Source organism: Diaphorobacter sp. HDW4A (assembly GCF_011305995.1).
In the GTDB taxonomy this organism is placed as follows: domain Bacteria; phylum Pseudomonadota; class Gammaproteobacteria; order Burkholderiales; family Burkholderiaceae_C; genus Diaphorobacter_A.
On the sequence record NZ_CP049910.1, the window covers coordinates 3,810,617 to 3,829,782 of the forward strand.

General features: G+C 60.4%; 20 protein-coding genes. 5 read left to right on the plus strand and 15 right to left on the minus strand.

Annotation, left to right across the window (positions count from 1 at the left end):
* Positions 1 to 21 precede the first annotated feature (21 nt).
* Genes G7047_RS17505 through rsgA form a run of 3 tightly spaced genes read left to right on the plus strand, consistent with a single transcriptional unit; the run spans position 22 to position 2,623 of the window.
* Positions 22 to 1,317, plus strand: coding sequence for a M48 family metallopeptidase (locus G7047_RS17505; protein WP_240939162.1), 1,296 nt, complete (start codon positions 22 to 24; stop codon positions 1,315 to 1,317).
* Positions 1,314 to 1,655, plus strand: a complete 342-nt coding sequence (locus G7047_RS17510) for a 4a-hydroxytetrahydrobiopterin dehydratase (RefSeq protein WP_166308181.1) — start codon at positions 1,314 to 1,316, stop codon at positions 1,653 to 1,655. The genes G7047_RS17505 and G7047_RS17510 overlap by 4 nt, the downstream gene beginning before the upstream one ends.
* Entirely contained in the window at positions 1,652 to 2,623 is a 972-nt protein-coding gene (rsgA, locus tag G7047_RS17515; protein WP_166308184.1) for a ribosome small subunit-dependent GTPase A, read from the plus strand. Before G7047_RS17510 ends, rsgA begins: the two co-directional genes overlap by 4 nt.
* Positions 2,624 to 2,669: 46 nt before the next feature.
* On the opposite strand, the gene G7047_RS17520 is transcribed toward rsgA, so the two are convergent.
* From G7047_RS17520 to rpsP, 9 genes are all read right to left on the minus strand, one after another.
* Positions 2,670 to 4,751, minus strand: a complete 2,082-nt coding sequence (locus G7047_RS17520) for an ATP-binding protein (RefSeq protein ID WP_240939163.1) — start codon at positions 4,749 to 4,751, stop codon at positions 2,670 to 2,672.
* 147 nt (positions 4,752 to 4,898) lie between these two features.
* Positions 4,899 to 7,226, minus strand: coding sequence for an IPTL-CTERM sorting domain-containing protein (locus G7047_RS17525; RefSeq protein WP_166308187.1), 2,328 nt, complete (start codon positions 7,224 to 7,226; stop codon positions 4,899 to 4,901).
* Between the two features lie 400 nt (positions 7,227 to 7,626).
* On the minus strand, positions 7,627 to 8,352 hold the full coding sequence (locus G7047_RS17530; protein ID WP_166308190.1) for a response regulator transcription factor: 726 nt from the start codon (positions 8,350 to 8,352) through the stop codon (positions 7,627 to 7,629).
* 145 nt (positions 8,353 to 8,497) lie between these two features.
* The gene (locus G7047_RS17535; protein ID WP_166308193.1) at positions 8,498 to 9,487 is read right to left on the minus strand and encodes a CobD/CbiB family protein; all 990 of its coding nucleotides are present in this window, start codon (positions 9,485 to 9,487) and stop codon (positions 8,498 to 8,500) included.
* Between the two features lie 84 nt (positions 9,488 to 9,571).
* Positions 9,572 to 10,270 (minus strand): CoA pyrophosphatase, encoded by a 699-nt coding sequence (locus G7047_RS17540; protein WP_240939164.1) that lies wholly within the window; start codon positions 10,268 to 10,270, stop codon positions 9,572 to 9,574.
* Positions 10,271 to 10,401: 131 nt separating this feature from the next.
* On the minus strand, positions 10,402 to 10,785 hold the full coding sequence (gene rplS, locus G7047_RS17545) for a 50S ribosomal protein L19 (RefSeq protein ID WP_166308199.1): 384 nt from the start codon (positions 10,783 to 10,785) through the stop codon (positions 10,402 to 10,404).
* Positions 10,786 to 10,932: 147 nt separating this feature from the next.
* Positions 10,933 to 11,700, minus strand: a complete 768-nt coding sequence (gene trmD / locus G7047_RS17550) for a tRNA (guanosine(37)-N1)-methyltransferase TrmD (RefSeq protein ID WP_166308202.1) — start codon at positions 11,698 to 11,700, stop codon at positions 10,933 to 10,935.
* Positions 11,701 to 11,720: 20 nt separating this feature from the next.
* On the minus strand, positions 11,721 to 12,299 hold the full coding sequence (rimM, locus tag G7047_RS17555) for a ribosome maturation factor RimM (protein WP_166308205.1): 579 nt from the start codon (positions 12,297 to 12,299) through the stop codon (positions 11,721 to 11,723).
* Between the two features lie 319 nt (positions 12,300 to 12,618).
* Entirely contained in the window at positions 12,619 to 12,870 is a 252-nt protein-coding gene (gene rpsP, locus G7047_RS17560) for a 30S ribosomal protein S16 (RefSeq protein ID WP_166312124.1), read from the minus strand.
* Between the two features lie 150 nt (positions 12,871 to 13,020).
* Here rpsP and G7047_RS17565 point away from each other — a divergent pair, with 150 nt between their 5' ends.
* Positions 13,021 to 13,548 (plus strand): GNAT family N-acetyltransferase, encoded by a 528-nt coding sequence (locus G7047_RS17565; RefSeq protein WP_166308208.1) that lies wholly within the window; start codon positions 13,021 to 13,023, stop codon positions 13,546 to 13,548.
* A 60-nt stretch (positions 13,549 to 13,608) separates the two neighbouring features.
* Positions 13,609 to 14,061, plus strand: a complete 453-nt coding sequence (locus G7047_RS17570) for an NINE protein (RefSeq protein WP_166308211.1) — start codon at positions 13,609 to 13,611, stop codon at positions 14,059 to 14,061.
* Positions 14,062 to 14,156: 95 nt separating this feature from the next.
* Here G7047_RS17570 and G7047_RS17575 read toward each other — a convergent pair whose 3' ends face one another.
* From G7047_RS17575 to G7047_RS17600, 6 genes are all read right to left on the minus strand, one after another.
* The gene (locus tag G7047_RS17575; RefSeq protein ID WP_166308214.1) at positions 14,157 to 15,170 is read right to left on the minus strand and encodes an inorganic phosphate transporter; all 1,014 of its coding nucleotides are present in this window, start codon (positions 15,168 to 15,170) and stop codon (positions 14,157 to 14,159) included.
* A 49-nt stretch (positions 15,171 to 15,219) separates the two neighbouring features.
* Positions 15,220 to 15,867, minus strand: coding sequence for a DUF47 domain-containing protein (locus G7047_RS17580; protein WP_166308217.1), 648 nt, complete (start codon positions 15,865 to 15,867; stop codon positions 15,220 to 15,222).
* A 189-nt stretch (positions 15,868 to 16,056) separates the two neighbouring features.
* A complete protein-coding gene (locus G7047_RS17585; RefSeq protein WP_166308220.1) occupies positions 16,057 to 16,419 on the minus strand; it encodes a DMT family protein in 363 nt (120 codons plus the stop codon).
* Positions 16,420 to 16,532: 113 nt separating this feature from the next.
* Positions 16,533 to 17,249 (minus strand): ABC transporter ATP-binding protein, encoded by a 717-nt coding sequence (locus tag G7047_RS17590; protein ID WP_166308223.1) that lies wholly within the window; start codon positions 17,247 to 17,249, stop codon positions 16,533 to 16,535.
* 2 nt (positions 17,250 to 17,251) lie between these two features.
* Complete coding sequence (locus tag G7047_RS17595; RefSeq protein ID WP_166308226.1) at positions 17,252 to 18,034, minus strand: ABC transporter ATP-binding protein; 783 nt, start codon at positions 18,032 to 18,034, stop codon at positions 17,252 to 17,254.
* A 49-nt stretch (positions 18,035 to 18,083) separates the two neighbouring features.
* Positions 18,084 to 19,166 (minus strand): ABC transporter ATP-binding protein, encoded by a 1,083-nt coding sequence (locus G7047_RS17600; RefSeq protein WP_166308229.1) that lies wholly within the window; start codon positions 19,164 to 19,166, stop codon positions 18,084 to 18,086.

Consider the following 19,166-nt stretch of genomic DNA (forward strand, 5'->3'; position numbering starts at 1 on the left):
GAAATCTCCGCCCTGTAAAACGTGTCTCCTTCCCTGCTCTGGACCTCGCTGTTCGCCTTCTTTCTGCTCGCCGGCTTGGCCCTGCGACTATGGCTTGCCACGCGCCAGATGCGCCATGTCGCCCAACACCGCAATCAGGTGCCTGCCGATTTCACGGATCGCGTTTCTCTCACAGCCCATCAGCGCGCGGCGGACTACACCGTCGCAAAGGGGCGCTTCGGACTGATCGAGATGACGCTCGGCGCGGCTGTCGTGCTGGGCTGGACATTGCTCGGCGGACTGGACACACTCAATCAGGGGCTGATCGATCTCATGGGCGGAGGCATGTGGCAGCAACTCGCCTTGCTCGCCAGCTTTGCACTGATCAGCGGCGCCATCGACCTGCCCATCTCGTACTACCAGACCTTCGTGATCGAACAACGCTTCGGGTTCAACCAGATGACGCCACGGCTGTGGCTGGCGGACATCCTCAAATCCACGCTTGTTGGGGCACTCATCGGTCTCCCACTCGCCGCACTGATTCTCTGGCTCATGGGTGCCACGGGACCGCTGTGGTGGCTGTGGGCATGGTGCGTGTGGATGGGCTTCAATCTGTTGCTGATGGTGGTCTATCCGCTGTTCATCGCACCGCTGTTCAACAAGTTCCAGCCGCTCGCCGACGAATCACTCGCCCAGCGTGTAACCGCGCTCATGCAGCGCTGCGGCTTTGCGGCCAAGGGCCTGTTCGTGATGGACGGTAGCCGCCGCAGCGCGCACGCCAACGCGTATTTCACCGGCTTTGGTGCGGGCAAGCGCGTGGTGTTCTACGACACGCTGCTCAAGCAACTCACGCCAGCAGAAGTCGAGGCCGTGCTCGCACACGAACTCGGTCACTTCAAGCACAAGCACATCACGCGCCGCATCATCGGCATGTTCGCGCTGAGCCTGATCGGCTTTGCGCTGCTGGGCTGGCTGTCCACCAAAGGCTGGTTCTACACCGGTCTTGGCGTGATGCCGAATTTCAGCATGCCGGGTGTGGCGGGTTCGGCACCCAATGATGCGCTGGCGCTGCTCTTGTTCATGCTGGCAGTGCCGATCTTCAGCATGTTCCTCTCCCCTGTTTTCGCGCAGATGTCGCGCCGCCACGAGTTCGAAGCCGACGCCTTTGCCGTAGCGCAGACGCAAGGTGCGGATCTGGCCTCGGCTCTGCTCAAGCTGCACGAGGACAACGCATCCACCCTCACGCCCGATCCGGTCTACGTGAAGTTCTACTATTCACATCCGCCCGCCGTTGAACGGCTGGCGCGCATTCCCCATACAGCTGGAGCCGCGGCATGACATCTGCATTGAAAATCAAGGACTGGTCGCAGGAAAAGCGCCGCGCGCTCAGCGCCGTCGAACTCGTCACCAAACTGGTCGACCTGCAAGGTTGGAGCCTCAACGGCGATGGTGCCAATGTGGCCATCGAGAAGACCTTCCGCTTCAACAACTATTTCGAGACCATCGCCTTCGTGAACGCAGTGGCGCTCGTCGCGCACCAGCAGGACCATCACCCCGACCTCTCGGTGCACTACAACCGCTGCGTCGTGCGCTTGAACACGCACGACGTGGGCGGCGTCTCGACGACCGATCTCGATTGCGCAGCCCGCGTGGACGCGCTGCTCGCCGCACCATGAGCGCACGCCCCGAACTGCAGAAGGGCCTCGTCGTCGGCAGCCACGGCCGTCACTGCGTGGTCGAGACGGCCGATGGCGAGCGCCGCATCTGCCACCCGCGCGGCAAGAAGAGCCAGGCCGTAGTCGGCGACCACGTACTGTGGTTGCCCGCCGCACCCGGCCAGGGCGACGAGGGTACGATCGAAAAGGTCGAAAAGCGCCGCAATCTGTTCTACCGCCAGGACGAGATCCGCACCAAGTCGTTTGCGGCCAACCTCGACCAGATCCTGATCCTGCTCGCCGCCGAACCGGTATTCTCCGAAAGTCAGCTGGTGCGTGCACTGATCGCCGCCGAGGCCGAACACATCACGCCCATCATCGCGCTCAACAAGAGCGATCTGGTCGAGCCCTTCGCGCACGCCTGGGAGCGGCTCTGGCCCTACCGCCACATGGGCGGCGCGGGCGACACCAGCCGCCACTATCGCGTGCTGCCCATGTCGCTCACTGAATCGGGCACCGTCGATCACCACACGCTGCTGCCCATCCTCGAAGGCAAGACCACGTTGGTGCTCGGCCCCTCGGGCGTGGGCAAAAGCACGCTGGTGAACCTGCTCGTGCCCGGTGCGTATGCGCAGACCGGTGAGATATCACAGGCACTCAACTCCGGCAAGCACACGACGACGACGACGACGCTGTACTGGATCGACGAGGCGCGCAAAACCGCGCTGATCGACTCTCCGGGCTTCCAGGAATTCGGCCTGCGCCACCTCGCCCCCACCGACCTCGCACGCTGCATGCCCGACATCGCGGCGCATGCGGGCGACTGCAAGTTCTACAACTGCACGCACCTGCACGAGCCGGGCTGCGACGTGCGCGCCCGCGTGCTCGATGCAGCGGATGACCAGAAGCAGGTCGACACGATCAGTGCCAACCGGTACCGGCTCTATGGCGAACTGTTCGAGGAATTGAGCGCTCCGCCGAAGTACTGAGCGCCTTGCTTGTGCGGTCCGCTGAAATATCGAGCGCTCTGTGCGCTCAGCCTCCTCTTGGGAGATGTGACTCGCACGCGAGGGTCAGCGTGAAGCGCGTGCCGCCCATCACGGAGGCCGACACCTTCGCGTCCCCGCCATGCTGGCGCGCAATGCGCCGCGCCACCCAGAGCCCCAGACCGAAGCCACGCGCCTGATCCACGTGATTGCCGCGTTCGTAGAGTTCGAAAATACGCTCCGCGGATTCGAGCGACATGCCCGGCCCCTCGTCATTGACCGACAGTTCGAGCCGGTCGAGTTCATCGATGCGCGCCTGAATCAGGATACGCCCATTGTTGGCGTACTTGATCGCGTTGTCCGTCAGGTTGGACAGAGCGATGGAGATCAACATCTGATCGCAATACCAGTCCGTCAAATCCTCATCGATATCGAAGCACAGCTGATGACGCTGTGACCACTGCACGAGCTGAGCGGCATCAGCGATCAAGTCTTCCAACGGCACGCGCACCATCTGCAGCGCAAAGGACGTTGTATCGAGCCGGTCGTTGAGCAGGCAGTTGGCCACCAGCGTATTGAGTCTTTTGCATGCACGGCGGATCTGCACTGCACGGGCCACCTGCGCCTGCAGATCGTTGCTGGGAAAAGCCTGCTGCTCGGCCGCCGCGCTGTCCACCACCGCCAGTGGTGTTCGGAATTCGTGGTTGATCATGTTGAAAAACTGCTTCTGCTCAATGCGCATGTCGCGCTCGTTGTGCAGTGCATGCTGCAGCGCGTTGCGGGTGGACAGCAGCTCGTCGGTACGAAGACGCACGCGCTCTTCCAGCGTCTGCTCCGACTTCTCCAGCGACGCCACGAGCTGGCGCTGACGCCCCATGGACTCGCGGAACTTGCGTAACAAGCGCGCGCCCACAGCCACAGCAACCAGCAAATTCGTCAACAGCGTCTTGAGCTGCCACAGGATGCTGGTCTCGATCTCCGGCGCAGGCATACGCCCCATGTAGACCGCCACCACATACATGCCAGTCAACCCGTACAGCGTGGTCGGCATGATCATCAGCAGTGTCTCCATCGACGGCCCGTCCTTGAGCAAATTGCCCCAGGCCACGTATGCGAACAGCGCGCTGATGACCCAGGGTGCAAAGATACCGACCCAGGCCACATCCTGATAGAAGTCCAGTGGAATGCTCGGCAAGCACAACAGCGGTGCGATGCCCGCGAGCAGCAGCAACTTGTCGACCCACTTCCAGCGGGTGTGGATCGTGAGGAGCTCCCGGAACTGCCAAGCGATCGCAATCGGCAACACCAGTGTCCCGATCTTGACCGCCGCATCGCCCCAGTGCGCGAGATCGGCAGGCAGCCACAGCTGCAGATAGCCCCGGTCGGCCGCACCGTGGGCCAGCGCCGTTGCGGCTCCGACTGCCAACGCTGCAAGGCTGCGCATGCGCAGCACCAACGCCGCGCCAATGATGAGCAGCACGAGCACCAGGTTGATGCCCTGATGCACCCCCGACGCCCATTCGACAATAGAAAACTGCGTGAGCAGCGCACTCGCCCGCCACACGCGCGCGTCCAGGCTCACCGGACTGGTCGTTTGCACGCGCAGAAAAAAAGGCCTGTCCGGCTGCAATGAAAACAGCAACTGTCGCACCTGGATGCGCGACGCCATCGGCACGGTGTCTCCGCTTCGTTGCTGCTGCCAGTGCCGACCGTCGAATTGATACAGCCGCACTTCGTCAAGATAGCTCGGGAGAATGCTGAGCCAAAGCCCGTTGTCGGCGCCCGCCTGGGTATCAGGGGGAATCTTCGGCGCAGCCACCTTGAGCCAGTAAACGCTATCGCTGTAGCCCTTGTTGAGCGGCGTCGTCAGATCCGTGAAGTCCGAATTCGGCAACGACACCACAGCGTCGATATCAAAGTGCCCATCCGCATCCACGAACAACTGCGCAGGCGCTTCGCTGCCAAGCTGCATGCCCTTGTCGGATTGCGACAACAACGCAGGACTCAGAATCACCAAGGCAATCGTTGCTATCGACAGCAGCAGCCAAGCAGGCAGCATCGCGCGACGCAACCAGCCTCTGGGCAGCGCGAGTGTGCGCCGCACCGGTGCCGAAGTGGACGGAGCTGTCATGGCTTGGATTCCAGAAGGTATGTGAGCAGAGCAATCACGGCCGAGAATGAAACAAACTGTATCATCCAAATGGGTTCGCTCGGCACGCGGCAGAGGCTGCAACGCTTTCACGTGCAGCCTCCTTCCCTCTCGGATGGCTCAAACGGATCAACGTTGGCGACGACGCAATGTCAACACCGCCGCAAGTGCCAGCAGGCCAGCCATCAGCATCTGCGCCCACTGCGAGAGCGTGGGCACCGGAGTTGCAACAGGTGCATCGGTCACAGTCACATCCTGGGTTGCAGTCGCAGTACCTGTCGTACCGGTCGCTGTGGTCATGCCCGTTTTCACCAGCGTTCCATCAACCTTGCAGGTCACCACGGCTCCTTCAACGATGGCATCGCCCTGCGCCCACGACGTGCCGCCCGGGCTGATCGTGCATGCCCCCTGAGTGACTCCCTGCGGCAGGCCTGCAGCCACGCAGCTCGTACCCGTTGTCGCGTCCGCAGTGCCGGTGTTGCTGCAGGTGAAGCTGCCCTTGTAGGGCTTGCCGAGCACGCCGCTGGCGGGAAGACCCGTCACGTCAACCACCAGATTCGGCGCGGCGGGCGCAAGCGCCAGCATCAGCGTGGCCGTGTTGTTGGCAGCGTTGGCATCCCCCGTCGCACCGGTTTGCCCCACGACTGTGGCCGGCAACATCGCAGTGATCGTACCTTCGACATCACAGGTCACCACCTCGCCACTCGGTACCGCGTTGCCCGCAGTCCAGACCGAGGCGCCCGGGCTGATCGCGCAAACTCCCTGACTCACACCCTGAGGAAGCCCTGCCACTGAGCAGCTGGTGCCGCTCGTGGCCGCCACACTGCCGATATTGGAGCAGGTGAAGCTGCCGGCATAGGCCTTGCCGACCACGGCGCTCGCGGGAAGGCCCGTCAGATCCACCGCCATGTCCGGTCCGGCAACGCTCACAGCCTTGCTGGCCAAGTTGTTGCCCGCGTCACCGTCGTTGCTGCCGCCCGTGGTCACATTCACGGTGCCAGCGCCAGTGCCCGTGACCGTGCCGCTGACCGGGCAGGTCACTGTCGCTGCGGGCGGCACGCCGTCGCCGGTGGCCCAGTTAGTGGCAGGTGTGGGCGGCGTGATCGTGCACTGCCCCGTCGTGACGCCTTGAGGCAGGCCGCTCACCGCACAGCTTGCGGCAAACGCGATGGTCGATCCCTGATTGGTGCACGAATAGGCTCCGCTGTAGCTCGCGCCGAGCACGGCGGACGCGGGCAGTTGACTCAAATCCGGCACCATATCGGCCAGCAGCGCGGTCTTGACCAGCGGCCCCAGCAGCGCAGGCACGCCATTGCCCGCAATCGGGTAGGTGCCGTTGTTGAGCTGGTCGGCGGACGTATCGCCCGGCACTAGAACCGTCATCGTGAAGGTGCCTGACGCGCCCGGTGCCAACGTGCCAATGCTGCACGATGCCGCTGCGCCCGCAGTGACCGGAGCCGTGCACGAACCGCCACCCACGCCAGGCGAGCTGATCGCGACGAAGCTGGTGGTCTTGGGCGTCGCATCCGTCGTCTGCGGCATGGACGGCAGCACGGTGACGTTGTTCACCGTGGTGTCGCCGTTGTTGGTGTAGGTGTAGGTGTAGGTTACCAACGTCGAGCCATCCGTGGCCGTGTGGTGCATGACGGAGGCCGGCCCCTCGGCCGTCACCCAAAGGCTGGCACCGGTAACGTCGGACTGGGTGCGCACATTGTTCAGATACACCGCTCCGGTGTGCCCACTTTTCCCGCAGCCCGCAGCAATCACCTTGAGTTTGATCTGGTCGCCCACCTGCACCTGTTGCGCATCGAGCGGAATGTCGAACGCCTGCCAGTCGGTATAAGTGACCTCACCGTTGCTGGACAATTTCCATGGAATGCCGGGCTGGTTGGCGAAGTTGAACGTGCTGTACAGCGTTGTGCCATCGGCCTTGGTGATCTCGATGAAGAAATAGGGCTGCTCGTTCTCGTTGTGGTCATTGGGGGCCTCCAGCACTGGCGCAGCGGTAAAGCGGACATGCACCTTCCCATCCGCATCCACGTCGGAGGCAGCAATGGTGATCTGCTGCTCTATCGAGCTGGCCTTGTTGTTCTTGCCATTTGAATTGTTCGATGTGTGAACGCGGGCGACCCGGTCCGACCAGCTCAGGACGTTGTTGGTGGTGGCATCGGAACCCGCATTCAGCACCTCAGACTGGTTGCTCGCCAACGGCGTCTTCAGACCCAGATCGGCCGATTTGGAGGGAGGAAAGGTGGTGATGGTCGAGGGAACCACATACCCAAACTGCGTCCACCCATCAAAAGCGGTACCCGACTCGAAGTTGCCATTGACGAAATCCGCATGCGCCACCGGCGCCAGCATCAGGCCGGAGGCGCAGAACGCCATCGTCAAACGGCTCCAGCGCTGCCATGGAAGGGCTCGCACGGTCTCCTGGGAAATGAATGGGATGGTGTTCAACGGATTTCTCCTCAAGTTGCTTTGAAAAATCGACCGGCAAAGCGCTGCCCTGCTCGGCCAAGGCCATGCATAAAAAGACAAGGGGAAGAAAGCGATACGAACGCGGAAGATGCGTTCGGATGGTGTGCCGGGCCGTCGCAACGCCCGCTCTACCTTGTTGTTATTTCTATTGAATCTGCTTTCTCATGGGAGAAATTATTGCGATCGCTTAGTTCTGATGCCATATACCAAACGCCACCAAAACTCACCGTCTGAAGAAATTTTACAGATGGATATTGGCATTTAATATAAAAAAACTATCGACACGATCGCACGCGACCAGCGCCATCGCATCGCGCTCGAAAACATCTTTAGAGGGATTGAAAAAGGGGTGCGGAGAGCCTGATGTGAGCGTTCCTGCCTAGTGCAGGAACACCAGCCCCTTGCCGAAGATGGCGCGCACTGGCAGTGCAGAACCGGTTTCCAGCAGCGTCTTTCGACGCACGCGCGCCAGATGGGATTCAACGCCATGGATGCCATCTTCGTCGTCCGTGTAGCCCATCTGCCTGACCAGTTCCGACTTGCTCACAATCGCGCCACCGGCGGACATGAGACAGTGCATCAACTCGAACTCGCTGCCTGTCAGACGCACGGCGCTCTGATCCGGTCCAATAAGCTGTGACGCATGGCGGTCGAGTCGCCACGCCATCGGGACTTGCGCCAGACGGTTCTCCGACTCCCTCGTGGGAATGGCGGAGACGTGGGACTTCATGTAGCGCAACTGGGAACGAATGCCGGCAAAAAGCTCGTTCATGTCTGCAGGTTTGACGAAATACTGCAATGCCCCTGCGTTCAGCCCCTGGATGCGGCTCACCGAATCCCCACGGCCGGTCAAGGCGATCACGGGTACGTTCTGCTCGGAAAGAATGCGGATCAGATTCAGCCCATCCTGACCGGGCAGACCCAGATCCACAACCACCAGATCGGTCTTTTCCTGAAGCAGGCGCACATAGAAGTGCTCAGCAGACTCGGCCCCCCAGACACGCAAACCCGCCTTTTGTAGAAAGCTGCAGACATTGACACGCGTGTCCTCGTCGTCTTCAACAACAGTGACCGTGAGCGCAGGAGTAGGTGGAATCAATGCCATTTCGATTGGAAGCATATGTCATATTTAGCTACCAATCGATAGCGAATCGGTGCCGTTTCCTCCATGGAGGTCACGAATCACATTTGTTTGCAAAACCTGAATGACCTGAATCAAGACTGCACTTCCGTGGAGCAATGAGCTTGCCTCAGCCCAACAGACGCGCAAACGACAGAAGCGCGAGCAGCAGCATCCACACCACCACGGAGCGCCAGACCAATCCCACGACGCTGCGCAGATGCGCGACCTCGGGCTCGCGGCCTGGAGTGCTGGCACTGTCACCCAGATCGGGGTCTGCTTCCCAGCCTTGCGTCGAGCCCACCTCGGACTTCAGGCGCAGCGCTTCACCGCCCAAACGCACATTGATTGCGCCGGAAGTGGCCGCCAGGATGACGCCATCGTTGTCGTTCGGAAAACGCTGCGCGTGAAAGCGCCAGCCGTCGATGGCCTCCTCGAAGCTGCCAACCACTGCAAAGCTCAATGCCGTCAGGCGCGCTGGCAGCCAGTCGATCACCATCCACGCCTTGGTTGCGGCATGCTGCAGCGGAGCGCTCGCAGGGTGTGTCGCAAGCGCGCGACTGCGCGGTGACCAGTAGCGCGCAACGAACTCGGCCATCCGGTACAGCACTGCACCAGTTGGGCCAAGACCCAGCGCTGCCAACACAGAGAACCAAGCCAGCACACCGAACACATGACGATGCGCGGCGATCACGCAGTACTCGATCACGTGGCGCACGATTTCACTGCGCGGTAACTCGCCCACTTCCACTTGCTTCCATTCGGCCAGACGCGCACGCGCGCGATCGGCATCGCCTTCTTCCAGCGCATCACGGATACCGGTGAAGTGGTAGCTGAATTGGCGAAATCCAAGCGTGAAGTACAGCACGGCCACATTCCACAGCAGGGCCACTGGCCAACCAACCCAATGCTCCAGCGCCCAATACACGCCCATTGCAATAGCCGAAGGCACGAGCACAGCGATGCACCACGCCACCCAGCCGTGCACACTGGTTCCGGTATCGAAATTGCGACTGACCGACAGCGCCCATGCGCGAGGTCCTGCATGGATCGGATCACTGCGCGACAGGGGTCGTGCCTGCTCTATGAGCAAAGCGAACAGGATGGCAAAAAAACTCATGGGCGCCATCATACTGGCGCAGGTAGTTTGACAACATTTTTCGAGCGTGCGCAAATTAAAAATCTGCACACCGACAATCCGTCATCAGGCCATCATGAAACGATAGAAGTTGCGCAGCATGCCAGCCGTCGCGCCCCAGATATAGCGCTCGGTGACACCATCCTGATAGGGCATTGCATACCACTCGCGGCGCAGCCCCTGCCACTCCATGAAGTGGCGCTCGTGGTGGCGCGGATCGAGCAGAAACTGCAGCGGTACCTCAAAGACATCGGCCACTTCGTCGGGGTTGGGTGTGAGCGTGAAGCCTGGATGCACCAGCGCGACCACCGGCGTCACGTTGAACGCCGTTACTGTCACATAAGTATTGAGATGCCCAAGCACCTCCACGTATTGGTGCTCGATGCCGACCTCTTCCGTGGTCTCCCGCAAAGCCGTGCCATCAGGCCCGCCATCACCCGGGTCGGCCTTGCCACCGGGAAAGGCAACCTGCCCCGAGTGCTTGTTCATCCGTGTGGTGCGCTGGGTGAGCAGCACCATCGGCTGCTCGCGCATGACGATGGGAATCAGCACTGATGCGTCGGCCGGTTCGCGGTCAACGACACCGCGATCACGCAGCACGTCCGGTGTCCAGATAGGGGGCGAGGCAAACCGCTTGCGAAGCGCATCGGGCGTCATCGCGTCGATCGGCACTGCGGGCAGATGCGAGTCCACACCAGCGATGGGCGCCAAGCGCGGATCGAAGTTGGGAATACTGGAGAGTTGCAATTCTTCAGCCCGGGACACGGCAGATGCAAAAGGAGCAGATAGGGATGTCACAACCGTCGCTTGTCTTTGTTGTCGGCCCATGAAAAAAGCCGCTACAGGCTTGATGCACTGTAGCGGCTTTTCGCGAGACTCGCAGAAGCGGCGTTGAATTACGCTGCGACGGCAACAGCCTTGACGCGCGAAGGCAGCTTTTCCTTGATACGTGCCGACTTGCCGCTGCGCGAGCGCAGGTAGTACAGCTTGGCACGACGCACATCACCGCGACGCTTCACTTCGATGTTGGCGATCAGAGGGGAGTAAGTCTGGAACGTACGCTCCACACCTTCGCCGCTCGAGATCTTGCGCACGGTGAAACCGCTGTTCAGGCCACGGTTGCGCTTGGCAATCACGACGCCTTCGTAAGCCTGCACGCGCTTGCGGGTACCTTCCACCACATTCACGCTCACGATGACGGTGTCACCAGGAGCGAAAGCGGGGATGGTCTTGTTCAAGCGAGCGATTTCTTCCTGCTCGAGAGTCTGAATCAGATTCATGATTTCTTCCAAACGATCATGTCCGCGCCAAAAATTGGCTTGATGCCCGGATTGGCATCTTTGTGGCTCAAAGCGGGTGTGCAAATCAAAGTTTGCACACCTTTCGGGCTTGAAGAGCGGCCGGCCAGAGGATCGAAAAGCCTTTGATTATAACAACTTGGGCAATTTCGCCAAGTGCGCTTCATCCGCCTTGTTCAAAGCGCCCTTTTCGCGGGCCGCCTCGATCAGCTCCGGACGATGTTTTGCAGAGAGCGCAAGCCGCTGATCCCGCCGCCAGCGCTCGATCTGCGCATGATGACCCGACAGCAGCGCCGCCGGCACACTCTCACCCTGCCACTCCTCGGGGCGGGTGTAGTGCGGATTGTCCAGAAGCCCGTCCAACGCGGGGTTGAAGCTATCAAATTGGTGGCTACCATCGTCGTGCAGCACGCCGGGTTGCAAACGCGCAACAGCATCGAGCAGTGCCATCGCCGGAATTTCCCCGCCCGAAAGCACAAAGTCCCCGAGGCTGATCTGCAGGTTCACAAACTTGTCGATGAAACGCTGATCCACGCCTTCGTAACGGCCGCACAGCAGAATGGCACCCGGACTCGCCGACCATCCTTCCACAGCCGAGTGAGTGAGCGCTCGCCCAATCGGTGAAAACAGCACCAGCGGTGCCTGCGCTTCAGCGCTTTCGGCTCGATCTGCGCGAATTGCCTCAAGACAGCGCGCCAATGGCTCGGCCATCATCACCATGCCCGGGCCACCGCCGAACGGGCGGTCATCAACACGCCGATAGTTGCCCTCGGCGAAATCGCGCGGGCTCCAGAGGCGCACGTCAACTTGCTTGCTCTGATAGGCGCGCCGCGTCACACCGCTTTCAAGAAACGGCGCAAACAGCTCTGGAAACAGCGTGATGATGTCAAAGCGCATGACGACTTGCCCCGCTCCAATCAATAGTCCGGCTGCCAGTCGACCGTGATCTGACGCCCTTGAATGTCCACCTTGTCCACAAAAGCCGAGACAAACGGAATCATGCGCTCAAGCGGCTTGCCGCCCTCGACTTCCTGCGACAGCACCATCGTGGTCTGTGGCCCGGTCGCCATCAGATCCTTCACCACACCAAGATTCACACCCTCGCGGTTCAGCACGTCGAGACCGATCAGATCGACCCAGTAATACTCGTCCTCGGCCGCCTTCGGAAAAGCCGCACGCGCAATGAAGATGCGCGCTCCGCGCAGCGCCTCGGCACCGTTGCGATCCAAAACTTCCTCGGCCGTCGCCACTACCGAATCAGAATGCTCACGCGCCTGCTTCACCGTGAGCAGCACCGTGCCCGAAAAGAAGCTCTTCGCCCCCTTCTCCGAAGGCTGCAGATACCAGGTGCCGCCACTCAGCAGCGCCTCGGGATCCGCGCTGTAAGGCACGATCTTGAACCACCCCTTGATGCCCCAAGCCTCGCCGATGCGCCCCACTTCGATGGCGTCGGATGGGAGAGCAGCGGATTGCAAAACAGGAAGTTCAGCGGGCATAGGAAACGAAACCATCAAAAGTAAAAAGGGGAGGAGTCCGCACCGCCAGCCGGAGCGGGCCACCGAAGCGCAATGGGCGACCGCCTCACAACCCCAACGGCAAGACAGCCCCTCAGGCCAGGCATCGAAGCCGCAGACAGTACCTTGGTACGGCAAGGCTTCGCAACGACGCATGAGGGGCTATATTGCCGCCTCAAAACGACCAAACCATCGAAGCCAAAAGCTTCGTCAAACAAAAAGCCTACAGACTAAACCAACAATAAAAAAAGCGGATTCCGTCGGCAAACCAACGAAACCCGCTTTTTGGAAGCGCTAGTGCTTAGGCAGCTGCCTTGGCACCTTGCTTGATCAGACGATCAACGGTCGGCGAAGCTTGTGCGCCAACGCTCTTCCAGTAAGTCAGACGGTCTTGTGCAATGCGCAGACCCTCTTCACCTTCCTTGGCGGAAGGATTGTAGAAGCCCAGACGCTCGATGAAGCGACCATCGCGACGAATGCGCTTGTCAGCCACAACGATGTTGAAGAACGGACGACCTTTGGAACCGCCGCGTGCGAGTCGAATAACGACCATAATGAATCCTTCGGGTGGAAAAGCAGTCACCACCGATATTTTTTTTGGCAACTGCCAAGGTTTTTCCTGCTGCGATTGAGACACGCGACATGGCCACCCGGCCAGCGACACGCAGCAAAGTCCGCAATTATAGCCAATTCTTGGAAAAAGATGCTCTCCATTCGTGCAAGTCGGGAAAATGACATTCCCATCATCACCGCAATCTACCGCCATCACGTCCTCCATGGCACTGGAACCTTCGAGATAGATCCCCCCACCGAAGCCGATATGACTCAGCGTCGCGCTGACGTGCTCGGCAAGGGCATGCCCTACCTGGTGGCCGAGGATGAAGCTAGCGGTGAAATTCTCGGCTATGCCTACTGCACTTGGTTCAAGCCGCGTCCGGCCTATCGTTTTTCTGCCGAAGACTCGATCTATGTGGCCGATTCGGCACGCGGACGCGGCGTGGGTCGCCAATTACTGGACGCCCTGAGCGTCGCGGCCGAGCAGGCTGGTGTGCGGCGCCTGCTGGCAGTGATCGGCGACTCGGCCAATGCCGGATCGATTGGCGTGCACCGCGCCGCAGGCTTCTCCGAAGCAGGCCTTCTGCGCTCTGCGGGATGGAAGTTTGGAAAATGGCTGGATATTGTGCTGATGGACAAACCTCTGGGAGCCGGAGACAGCACACCACCGGTGTGATCAGGGCAACTCACCGCCCGTTTCACGCGACCGGAACGAACACTTCAGATCTGAGACAGCATGAAAAAAAAGAACAAGACCGTGGCCGCCTGGCTAGCATTTCTAGGAGGGCCACTCGGCCTGCACCGCTTCTATCTCTATGGTTTGTTCGATACTCTTGGGTGGATGCTGCCGATTCCCACAGCCCTTGGTGTCTACGGAATGCAGCGTGTGATGGAATATGGCCAGGATGACCAGTACAGCTGGCTGCTCATTCCCCTGCTGGGGTTCACCTTCGCAGGCTGTGCATTGCGTGCCATCCTGTATGGACTGATGACGCCCGAGAAATGGAATGCACGCTTCAACCCGCAATCAGCATTGGACGACCTTGCTGGTCAAACGCGCTGGGCAACCGTCTTCGCCATTGGGCTAGCGCTGATGATCGGCACCGCTGTGCTGATGGCGAGCATCGCCTTCAGTTTTCAGCGCTACTTTGAATACCAAATCGAGGAAGCACGCAAGATTTCGCAGTAACCCGCCGCCGCTATCGATCATCGCCAAGCCCCAATGCAAAAGCGCCGGACCCTCTCGGTTCTGGCGCTTTCTTGTTTGGCTTTCGCTCAGCGGTATCAAACGAACAGCTGCAAGCTGATCCAGTAGGCAATGGCTGCCACGAAGGCGCTGGCTGGGATCGTCAGAATCCACGCCCAGACGATGTTGCCCGCAACCCCCCAGCGCACGGCACTCGCGCGTTGCGTGGAACCAACGCCCACGATCGCACCGGTGATCGTATGGGTGGTGGATACCGGCACACCCATCGCAGTGGCGATGAACAGCGTCAGCGCGCCGCCGGTTTCGGCACAAAAGCCGCCCACTGGCTTGAGCTTGGTGATCTTCTGACCCATGGTCTTCACAATGCGCCAGCCCCCGAACATCGTACCCATGCCGATGGCCATGTAGCAGCTGATGATGGTCCACAGCGGTGGAGAGGAATCGCCCGCCGAAGTGTAGCCGGTGGCGATCAGCATCATCCAGATGATGCCGATGGTCTTCTGCGCGTCGTTGCCACCGTGGCCGAGGCTGTACGCTCCAGCAGAAACCAACTGCAGGCGACGGAACCATTTGTCGATCTTGCTGGGGCGTGCACGGCGGAAGGTCCAGGCGACGATCACCATCATGATGGAGCCGAGCAGGAAGCCGAGCAGTGGCGAAATGAAGATAAACGCCACGGTCTTGAGAATGCCACCGGCCACGAGGGCTCCAGCGCCGGACTTGGCGATCACCGAGCCAACGATGCCGCCGATCAGCGCGTGCGACGAGCTGCTCGGAATGCCGTAGTACCAGGTAATCACGTTCCAGGTGATGGCGCCGACCAGCGCGCCGAACACCACATGCGTGTCAACAATGCCCGGCTGGACAATGCCCTTGCCAACCGTCGCCGCCACGCTCAGGTGGAAGATGAAGATCGCGACGAAATTGAAGAATGCCGCAAACACGACGGCCTGCGTCGGTTTGAGCACGCCCGTGGAGACCACGGTCGCAATGGAGTTGGCCGCGTCATGAAACCCGTTCATGAAGTCGAACAACAGGGCCAACGCGACCAAGACGATCACGACCCATAGGGCTGCTTGTACTGTTTCCATGCTGATGAGGTGTTGATGCCTGAATTCGGGCGGTTTCGCCGATTCGGCTTCAGGAGTTCTCGAGGATCACGCCCTCGATGAGGTTGGCGACGTCTTCGCACTTGTCGGTGATGGTTTCCAGCAGCTCGTAGATCGCCTTGAGCTTGATGACTTCGCGCACATCGGGCTCTTCACGGAACAGCTTGCTCATGGCGCTGCGCATCACGCGGTCAGCGTCGCCCTCGAGGCGGTCGATCTCTTCGCAGGTCTTGAGTGCGGCTTCCGCAACAGCTGGATCGGCAATGCGCGAAAGCAGCTTGACGGCATCCTGCACACGCTCGCAGCACTTGAGGCTCAGGTCGGTGAGGCGCGAGATTTCATCCGTCATGTGATGAACGTCATACAGCGCCATGGTCTCGGCCGAGTCCTGAATCAAGTCGGCCACGTCGTCCATCGTGTTGATCAGCGAATGGATCTGTTCGCGATCGATGGGGGTGATGAAAGTCTTGTGCAGGGTACGGTTGACTTCGTGCGTCACGCGGTCCGCAGCGCGCTCGGCGTTGTCCACGTCCTGGTTGTACTTGTCGCGCAGATGCGGATCGTTGTAGTTCGCCACCAGCTGCGAGAACGCACGCGCCGCCTCGACGATGCGATCCGCATGCTGATTGAACATCTCGAAAAAATTGCCCTCTTGGGGCAACAGCTTTCCAAACAACATGCGAACTCCTGAGGCGGCCTTTGGTCACTCACTGTAACAATTTGACAGTCCAGTGACATCTTCGTGAAAGATCGGAGTTTAACCGGGCAGGCACCCCGCCTATGCCGTCAAAGACCAATATCCCTGTCTATCTATCTTGACATTGGGCAGCGTCTGGCAGGTTTGGTGATAGAAGCACCCGTCATTTCCTTATGCGCTGCGGAATATGAAGAAGACGGCGCCGACCATGCAAAGCCCCGCCCAGAGATAGTCCAGCTTGAGCGGTTGCCCCATGTAGAACACCGCGAAAGGCACGAAGACAGTGAGCGTGATGACTTCCTGCAGGATCTTGAGCTGGCCGAGCGACATGGTGGTCGCGCCGATGCGGTTGGCGGGCACTTGCAGCAGATATTCAAACAGCGCGATGCCCCAGCTGATCATCGCCGCGATGTACCAAGGCGAAGTGCTCAAATTCTTCAGGTGCCCGTACCAGGCGAAGGTCATGAACACGTTGCTGGCCAGCAGCAACAGAATGGTTTGCAGGGGAATGGGTAGAGACTGGAGAAATTGCATGATGCCAATGCTTCGCGCGGGAGAGGCTGCAATGTAGCGCATGCCGGGTGCACCTCGCGTCAGCCGACTCCCTGCCCCTTCGCAGGAGAGGGAACGGCCGGCCCGTGGATGCCTTATTCGCCGAGGTAGGCGGCGCGCACGCGCGGGTCGTGCAGCAAGGTCTCGCCCTCACCGGTCATGGTGATGATGCCTGACTCCATCACATAGCCGCGATTGGCCATCTGCAAGGCGCGGCTGGCATTCTGTTCGACCAGCAGAATCGTCACGCCGAGTTTGTACACGTCGGCCACCACCTCGAAGATCTTGTCAACCATGATAGGAGACAGCCCCATCGACGGCTCGTCGAGCAGCAGCACTTTGGGACGACTCATCAGCGCGCGGCCCATGGCGAGCATCTGCTGCTCCCCTCCGGACATCGTGCCGGCGAGCTGGTCCTTGCGTTCGCGCAGACGCGGGAAGATGTTGAACATGCGCTCGATATCGTCTTTAATGCCCGCCGCGTCGTCACGCGTGTAGGCGCCCATCTGCAGGTTTTCGGTAATGGTCATGCGCGCGAACACGCCGCGGCCTTCGGGCACCATGACGAGGCCTTCACGCACCAGATCCCAGGCACCCTTGCCCTTGATGCTCTTGCCGAGGTACTGGATGTCGCCATCGTTCATCGGCAGCAGGCCAGTGATAGCCTTCATCGTCGTGGTTTTGCCCGCTCCATTGGAGCCAATGAGCGAGACCAACTCGCCCTCGCGCACCTCCAAGTCCACGCCCTTCACCGCCTGAATGCCACCGTAGGCTACGCGCAGGCCGCTCACTTTCAACAGAATTTCGGCCATGCTCAATGTCCTCCGGTGCCCAAGTAGGCCTCAATCACTTTTTCATTCTTCTGCACATCGGCGGGCGTGCCTTCGGCAATCTGCTTACCGTAGTCGAGCACGGTCACGCGGTCGCACAGGCCCATCACCAGCTTCACGTCATGCTCGATCAGCAAGATGGTGCGGTTGTCGTTGCGGATGCGGTCAATGAGCTCGCGCAGTTGCACCTTCTCGGTCGCGTTCATGCCGGCGGCCGGCTCGTCGAGCGCGATGAGCTGCGGATCGGTCGCGAGCGCGCGGGCGATTTCCAGACGGCGCTGGTCGCCATAAGACAACGTACGCGCCTTGAACTCAGCGTATTTGCTGATGCCCACGTAGTTCAGCAATTCGTGCGCACGGGCACGGATTTCCGCCTCCTCGCGCTTGAAGCCGGGGGTGCGAAATACCGCGCCAATCAGTCCCGAATGCGTACGGATGTGCCGCCCGACCATCACGTTCTCAAGCGCCGTCATTTCCGCGAACAGGCGGATGTTCTGAAAGGTGCGCGCAATGCCGGTCTTGGCGACCAGATGCACGGCGGTGGGTTCGTAGGATTGACCCGCCAGCACAAAGGTGCCGGCGTCCGGTGTGTACAGGCCAGTAATGACGTTGAAGAACGTCGTCTTGCCCGCACCGTTGGGGCCTATCAGGCCGTAGATCTGTCCGCGCTTGATGGTGATGCCTACTTCGGAGAGGGCCTGCAGTCCGCCAAATCGCTTGGACACACCGGCCACCTTGAGCACCACATCGGATGATGTTTCTGCCATATCGTTGCTCTGTTGATTCTTTGAAGTTTCGTAGCTGATCCGGACTGGCTCAAGTCTTCTGGGAAAGACTCTTGCCATGCTCCGGAGAAGGCCACAGACCGCGCGGACGCAGCAGCATGATGATGATCATCGCCAAGGCGATCAGCAGTTGGCGCAGGATGGAGGCGTCAAGACGCCCACCGGTCAGGTCCTGCAGCGGACCTGCCACATAACGCAGCACCTCGGGCAGCGCCGACAGCAGCACCGCGCCCAGAATCACGCCGGGGATATGGCCAATGCCGCCCAGCACCACCATCGCAACGATCATCACCGACTCCATCAGACTGAAGGACTCGGGCGACACAAAGCCCTGGAAAGCCGCGAACATCGCACCGGACACGCCACCGAACGAGGCACCCATGCCGAAGGCCAGCAGCTTCATGTTGCGGGTGTTGATGCCCATGGCCTTGGCAGCGATTTCGTCTTCACGGATCGCCATCCACGCACGCCCAATGCGCGAGTCCTGCAGGCGGTAGCAGACGATGACGGTCACGATGACCAGCGCAAGGAACAGGTAGTAGTACAGCGTCACCGAGCTGATGTCGAAGCCGAAGATTTCCTGTCTTTTACCAAGATTGAGTCCAAAGACCTTGACCGAGTCGATCTCGCCCAAGCCCTTGGGGCCGTTGGTCACGTTGACGGGGTGGTCAAGGTTGTTCAGGAAGATGCGGATGATTTCGCCGAAGCCCAGCGTCACGATGGCCAGATAGTCACCGCGCAGCTTGAGCACCGGTATGCCGAGCAACACGCCCGTACAGGCCGCCAACAGCAGCGCGAGCGGAATCACCATCCACAGCGAAAGGTGCACGCCATTAGGGAACTGCGCAGCAAACCAGGCGAAGTTCTCGCTCAGGTGCGGCGAGGCCAACAGGCCGAACATGTACGCACCCACCGCATAGAAGGCCACATAGCCCAAGTCCAGCAGACCGGCGTAACCCACCACGATGTTGAGGCCGAGCGCCAGCATCACGTAGAGCAGCGCCAGATCGGCGATGCGCACCCAGGCGTTGCCGAAGTATTGAAGAATCAGGGGCAGCACCAGCAGCGCAATGCCACCCAGCACCCAATTGATGGTCTTGTTGTTCTTGCTCAT